The organism is Dorea sp. (genome assembly GCF_977044405.1).
This window is the reverse complement of the sequence record NZ_CDRRQK010000029.1, coordinates 25,101-31,100: the sequence shown is the minus strand read 5'-3', so window position 1 is coordinate 31,100 and position 6,000 is coordinate 25,101. Positions and strand designations below refer to the sequence as shown.

General features: G+C 41.7%; 3 protein-coding genes. 2 read left to right on the top strand and 1 reads right to left on the bottom strand.

What is annotated here, in order from left to right; translation table 11 throughout:
• Positions 1-247: 247 nt before the first annotated feature.
• Complete coding sequence (locus tag ACWJAF_RS11975; protein ID WP_296032486.1) at positions 248-1,123, bottom strand: LysR family transcriptional regulator; 876 nt, start codon at positions 1,121-1,123, stop codon at positions 248-250.
• A gap of 222 nt (positions 1,124-1,345) precedes the next feature.
• Here ACWJAF_RS11975 and ACWJAF_RS11970 point away from each other — a divergent pair, with 222 nt between their 5' ends.
• Positions 1,346-2,071, top strand: a complete 726-nt coding sequence (locus ACWJAF_RS11970; protein ID WP_296092947.1) for a TIGR01906 family membrane protein — start codon at positions 1,346-1,348, stop codon at positions 2,069-2,071.
• A gap of 141 nt (positions 2,072-2,212) precedes the next feature.
• Positions 2,213-5,980, top strand: a complete 3,768-nt coding sequence (locus ACWJAF_RS11965; protein WP_448864191.1) for a phosphoribosylformylglycinamidine synthase — start codon at positions 2,213-2,215, stop codon at positions 5,978-5,980.
• Positions 5,981-6,000: the final 20 nt, after the last annotated feature.

Here is a 6,000-nt window from a genome sequence, read left to right as displayed (position 1 = left end):
CCTTGGTATAAGGGCTGGGTAGCATTCGGAATGAGGCTTAGAAGTAGTTAGAGAGTCTGGATTCCCGTTAACAGAAAGCAAATCCACTGTTTGAGACGAACGTCGAGTTTGGGTTTGCTTTCTGTTGTTTTTAGGGAATTCAGGCTCTCTTACTACTTCTTGCCTCATGGAGTCGCGGACCAGTTCTTATACCAAGGCATACGCAAGGACCGGGAATCCAACCCAAAGTAATGTATTAAACAGCAATTTAAAAGTAAGATAAGAACTCCTGCGCAGCCTTAGAAACCGGCACCTTTTCATTATGCGCAATAACTAGTTCTCGTGATGGCAGCTTTTCTGTCGTCTCGACTTTAAAAAGAGAATCGGATGATTCCTGTGTCAGACAGAAGTCCGGAATAAATGCGATGCCAAGTCCGATACGTGCAAGATCGATCAGCAGATCGTTACTGCTAAGTTCAATCTCCGGAACCAGGTCAAGCTGATGCTGGAGAAAAAGATTGTGCAGATATTCGCTGGTTGTACTCTTGCGGTCGAGCATAAGAATCGGGTAGTCCAGTAATTCTTTGAACGAAAGTGTCTTTCCCTTCAATTCGCTAAATGCCTCATTTGCGATAAATACATCCTGGAAATCTTTGATCTTTTTCACATTTGGTACATTTCCAAGGTAGGCGTTTGGAGCATTGACAACGATCAGGTCTACCTGCCCGGTTTCCAGAAGTTCAACACAACGGATAGAGGTTGCGTTGGTTACTTTGATATGGGCGCCCGGAAAATCTCTGTGGAAACGTTCAAGATAAGGAACCAGGAAATAACGGCAGATCGTATCACTTGCACCGATGTGAAGCTGTCCGCCGCGGGCACCGACATCAAGAAGCTGGTTCTCGCCGCGCTTGATGAGGCTGATGGCCGGTTCAATATGGCGGAGAAGAATTTCACCTTCCGTTGTGAGTCGTACTTTTTTGGTGCTTCGGATGAATAATGTCTGGTCCAGTTTTTTCTCCAGAGCCTTAATCGACTGGCTGACAGCAGACTGTGAAATGAACAGCTGCTTGGAAGCTTCTGAAAAACTTAAAGTAGAAGCAACGTAATAAAATACTTTATATAACTCATAGTTAATATCCATGATAAGTCCTCCTAATGAATCTTAACTGTATTATAAGTGAAATGAAAGAAAATTACAACCTGAAAATTCCGTATGATGCGGACAGCAACAATAAGTGATATAATGAAGAAAATCGAAAGGTATTTATTTTCATAGTTTACATGATATAGAATTATTAATAAGAATAAAAGGATGGGAAAGACGCTGATAAAAAGCCCGTCTTTGACAGAACGGAGGAAAAACTTGAAAAAATTAAAGACAGCAGTGTCTGTTGGAGCAATGATGTGCGGGATTCTTGCGGCTTTGATCTTTAGTATATGGATCGCAGTATACGGAGACAGCAAGTATACATTTTATAAAAAAGAATATCAGAAATATGAAGTGACAAAAGATCTGGATATGACAATCGATCAGGTCATGTATGTAACAGATCATATGATGAGCTATCTGATCGGCAAAGAGGATAAATTATCAGTTATCACACAGATTGATGGAACAGATAAGGACTTCTTCAATGAAAGAGACCGGCTTCATATGGCAGATGTAAGGAATCTTTTCCTTGGAGGAATAAAAGTCGGGGTTGTGTGTATAATTGCAGCTGTAGTAATCCTTGGGATTATGAAAAGGAAAGAAGAAGACTGGAAACGGTTATTTTTAAAAAGTTATACGATGGCAATTGCAGCATGGATTTTTGTATGTGTGTTGCTTGGAATCGCATTCTATGTGGATTTTACAACATGCTTTACCATATTTCATAAAATCTTTTTTACAAATATTTTTTGGATGTTTGATCCGGCAACGGATTATATGATCCGGATGCTGCCGGAAGGTTTCTTTTCGGATATGGTCATACGGGTTGCGGAAGTATTTGGCATCGTGTTGATAGATGTATGGGTGATATTCTTTCTTATAAAAAATATGGCAGTAAAACACAGGTTAGATCATAAATGCGTACTGGATTCGGAATAGACTGCAGATGAGGATTCATTATAAAAGATTAATAAGCGCAGATTATAAAAGTGTTAAGATATATTAATTGTATTAAACAATGGTTGTTATGTTATACTAACAATAGAAAATGTGTAAAAATTCATTTATGGAGGATTACTTATGAGCAATGTAAAAAGAGTGTACGTGGAGAAAAAACCAGGTTTTGATGTTCAGGCAAAGGAGCTCCGTCACGAGATCCGTAGCTATCTCGGAATCAAAGATGTGGACAGCGTCCGGGTTCTGATCCGTTATGATGTGGAAAATGTATCAGATGAGACATTTGAAAAAGCATGTAATGGCATCTTTTCTGAACCACCGGTAGATACATTATATAAAGAAACATTTGATATAGAAGAAGGAAGTAAAGTATTCTCGGTAGAATTCCTTCCGGGACAGTTTGACCAGAGAGCAGATTCTGCAGTTCAGTGTATTCAGTTTATTAAAGAAGATGAACTGCCGGTGATCCGTACAGCAACTACTTACGTGATCCATGGTGAAAATGGTACATTGTCAGAAGAAGAATTCGAAGCAATCAAGAGCCACTGCATTAACCCGGTTGACTCAAGAGAAGCACAGGGCGAAAAACCGGAGACACTGGTTACAAAATTTGATGAGCCTGCAGATGTTAAGATTTTTGATGGATTTAAAGATATGGAAGAAAGTAAACTGAAAGAATTATACGATTCTCTCGGACTTGCTATGACATTCAAAGATTTCCAGCATATCCAGAATTATTTTAACGCAGAAGAAGACAGAGATCCATCTATGACAGAGATCCGTGTTCTGGATACATACTGGTCAGATCACTGCCGTCATACAACATTCTCAACAGAACTTACAGATGTGTCCTTCGGCGATGGTGATTATAGAGAGCCGATGGAAGAGACATACAAACAGTATATCAGCGACCACAGCGAGATTTTCAAAGGAAGAGAAGACAAATTCGTATGCCTGATGGATCTTGCGCTGATGGCTATGAGAAAATTAAAACGTGAAGGAAAATTACAGGATCAGGAAGAATCCGATGAAATTAATGCATGTAGTATTGTAGTTCCGATCAAAGTAGATGGTGTGGAAGAAGAGTGGCTTGTAAACTTTAAGAACGAAACACACAACCACCCGACAGAGATCGAACCATTTGGTGGAGCTGCTACCTGCCTTGGAGGAGCAATCCGTGACCCATTGTCAGGACGTACTTATGTATATCAGGCAATGCGTGTTACAGGTGCAGCAGATCCTACCGTATCTGTAAAAGACACCATGAAAGGAAAACTTCCACAGAAGAAACTGGTAAGAGAAGCTGCGCATGGATACAGCTCATATGGTAACCAGATTGGTCTGGCAACAGGAGCTGTAAAAGAAATCTATCATCCAAACTACGTTGCAAAACGTATGGAGATCGGAGCAGTGCTCGGAGCAGCACCAAGACGCGCTGTTATCAGAGAGACATCTGATCCGGGAGATATCATCATCCTTCTTGGCGGACGTACCGGACGTGACGGATGTGGTGGAGCAACAGGATCTTCCAAGGTTCATACAGAAGAGTCTATCGAGACATGTGGAGCAGAAGTACAGAAAGGTAATCCGCCGACAGAAAGAAAGATCCAGAGATTATTCAGAAGAGAAGAAGTCAGCAAGCTGATCAAGAAATGTAACGACTTTGGTGCAGGCGGAGTATCTGTAGCAATCGGAGAACTTGCAGACGGTCTTCAGATCGATCTTGATAAAGTACCGAAAAAATATGCCGGACTTGACGGAACAGAAATCGCTATTTCTGAATCCCAGGAACGTATGGCAGTTGTAGTAGATCCAAAAGATGTAGACGAGTTCATGGGATATGCAGCAGAAGAGAACCTGGAGGCAACAAAGGTTGCTGTTGTAACAGAAGATCCAAGACTGGTGCTTTCATGGAGAGGAAAAGAGATTGTTAATCTTTCCCGTGCATTCCTTGATACCAACGGAGCACATCAGGAGACGACAGTAGCAGTTGATATTCCAAATAGAAAAGACAGCATTCTTGTAAGAGAAGAAGTAACAGACGTAAGAGAAAAATGGCTGGATATGTTAAAAGACCTGAACGTATGCTCACAGAAAGGTCTGGTCGAGATGTTCGACGGATCCATCGGAGCTTCTTCTGTATTCATGCCACATGGTGGAAAATATCAGAAGACAGAGACACAGGCAATGGTTGCAAAACTTCCTGTCTTAACAGGCGACTGTGATACAGTTACTATGATGAGCTATGGATTTGATCCATACCTGTCAACATGGAGTCCATATCACGGAGCAATCTATGCAGTGACAGAATCTATCGCAAAGATTGTTGCAGCAGGTGGAGATTACAGCAAGATCCGCTTTACCTTCCAGGAATACTTCCGCCGTATGACAGAAGATCCACACAGATGGAGCCAGCCATTTGCAGCACTTCTTGGTGCTTATGATGCACAGCTTGGATACGGGCTTCCATCCATCGGTGGAAAAGACAGTATGTCAGGAACATTCGAAGATATCGACGTTCCTCCGACACTGGTATCATTTGCAGTTGATGTGGCAACAGAAAAAGATATTATTACACCGGAACTTAAAAAAGCAGGAAATAAGCTGGTATGGCTTCGTATTGAGACAAATGAGTATGACATCCCGGTATACGAAAAGGTTATGGATCAGTATGGTAAATTTACAAAAGATATCCATGATGGCAAGATCGTAGCTGCTTATGCGCTGGACAGACATGGTGTTGCAGCTGGTGTCAGCAAGATGGCATTCGGTAATGGCATGGGTGTTAAAATTGAGCATAATGTAGATGCAAGAGATCTGTTCGCACCAGCATTTGGAGATATCATCGCAGAAGTACCTGCTGATAAAGTATCAGAGCTTGGCATCACATATACTGTAATCGGTGAAGTGACAGACAGTAAAGCAATTGAATACAAAGACGTGAAGATTGCATTAGACGAGGCAGAAGCAGCATGGGAAGAAACACTGGAAAAGGTATTCCCTACAAACTCAGGAGCAGAAGGACAGGATGAAAAAGTAGAGACTGGCTTATACGACACATCCGACATCTACATCTGTAGCCACAAGATTGCACAGCCGACAGTATTCATCCCTGTAATGCCGGGAACAAACTGTGAATATGACAGTGCAAAAGCATTCGAAAGAGCAGGTGCAAAGGTAATCACAAAAGTATTCAGAAATATGAGTGCAACAGATATCGTTGATTCTGTGGAAACATTTGAAAAAGCAATTGAGCAGTCTCAGATCATTATGTTCCCAGGTGGATTCAGTGCTGGTGATGAGCCGGACGGATCTGCAAAATTCTTCGCAACTGCGTTCCAGAATGCAAAGATGAAAGAAGCAGTGGAAAAATTATTGAATGAGCGTGATGGACTGGCACTTGGTATCTGTAACGGCTTCCAGGCACTGATCAAACTCGGACTGGTACCAAACGGTGAGATTACAGGACAGAAACCGGATTCACCAACCCTTACATACAATACCATTGGCCGTCACATTTCCAAGATGGTCTATACAAAAGTTGTAACAAATAAATCTCCATGGCTTGCAGAAGCCAAACTTGGCGGTGTATATACCAACCCTGCATCTCACGGAGAAGGAAGATTTGTTGCAAGCAAAGAGTGGCTCGATAAATTATTTGCAAATGGACAGGTTGCAACACAGTATTGTGATCCGGAAGGAAATATCACGATGAATGAAGAGTGGAATGTCAACGGTTCTTACTGTGCAATCGAAGGTATTACAAGTCCGGACGGACGTGTGCTTGGTAAGATGGCTCACTCAGAAAGACGTAACAGAAGCGTAGCAATGAACATCTACGGAGAACAGGATCTGAAGATCTTTGAATCAGGAGTAAAATACTTCAAATAAAGTGTGCTTTTGAATCGTTA

Excerpts from the sequence above, each read along its gene's own strand:
- ACWJAF_RS11975 (WP_296032486.1), bottom strand. The coding sequence starts at position 1,123 with ATGGATATTAACTATGAGTTATATAAAGTATTTTATTACGTTGCTTCT.
- ACWJAF_RS11965 (WP_448864191.1), top strand. The coding sequence starts at position 2,213 with ATGAGCAATGTAAAAAGAGTGTACGTGGAGAAAAAACCAGGTTTTGAT.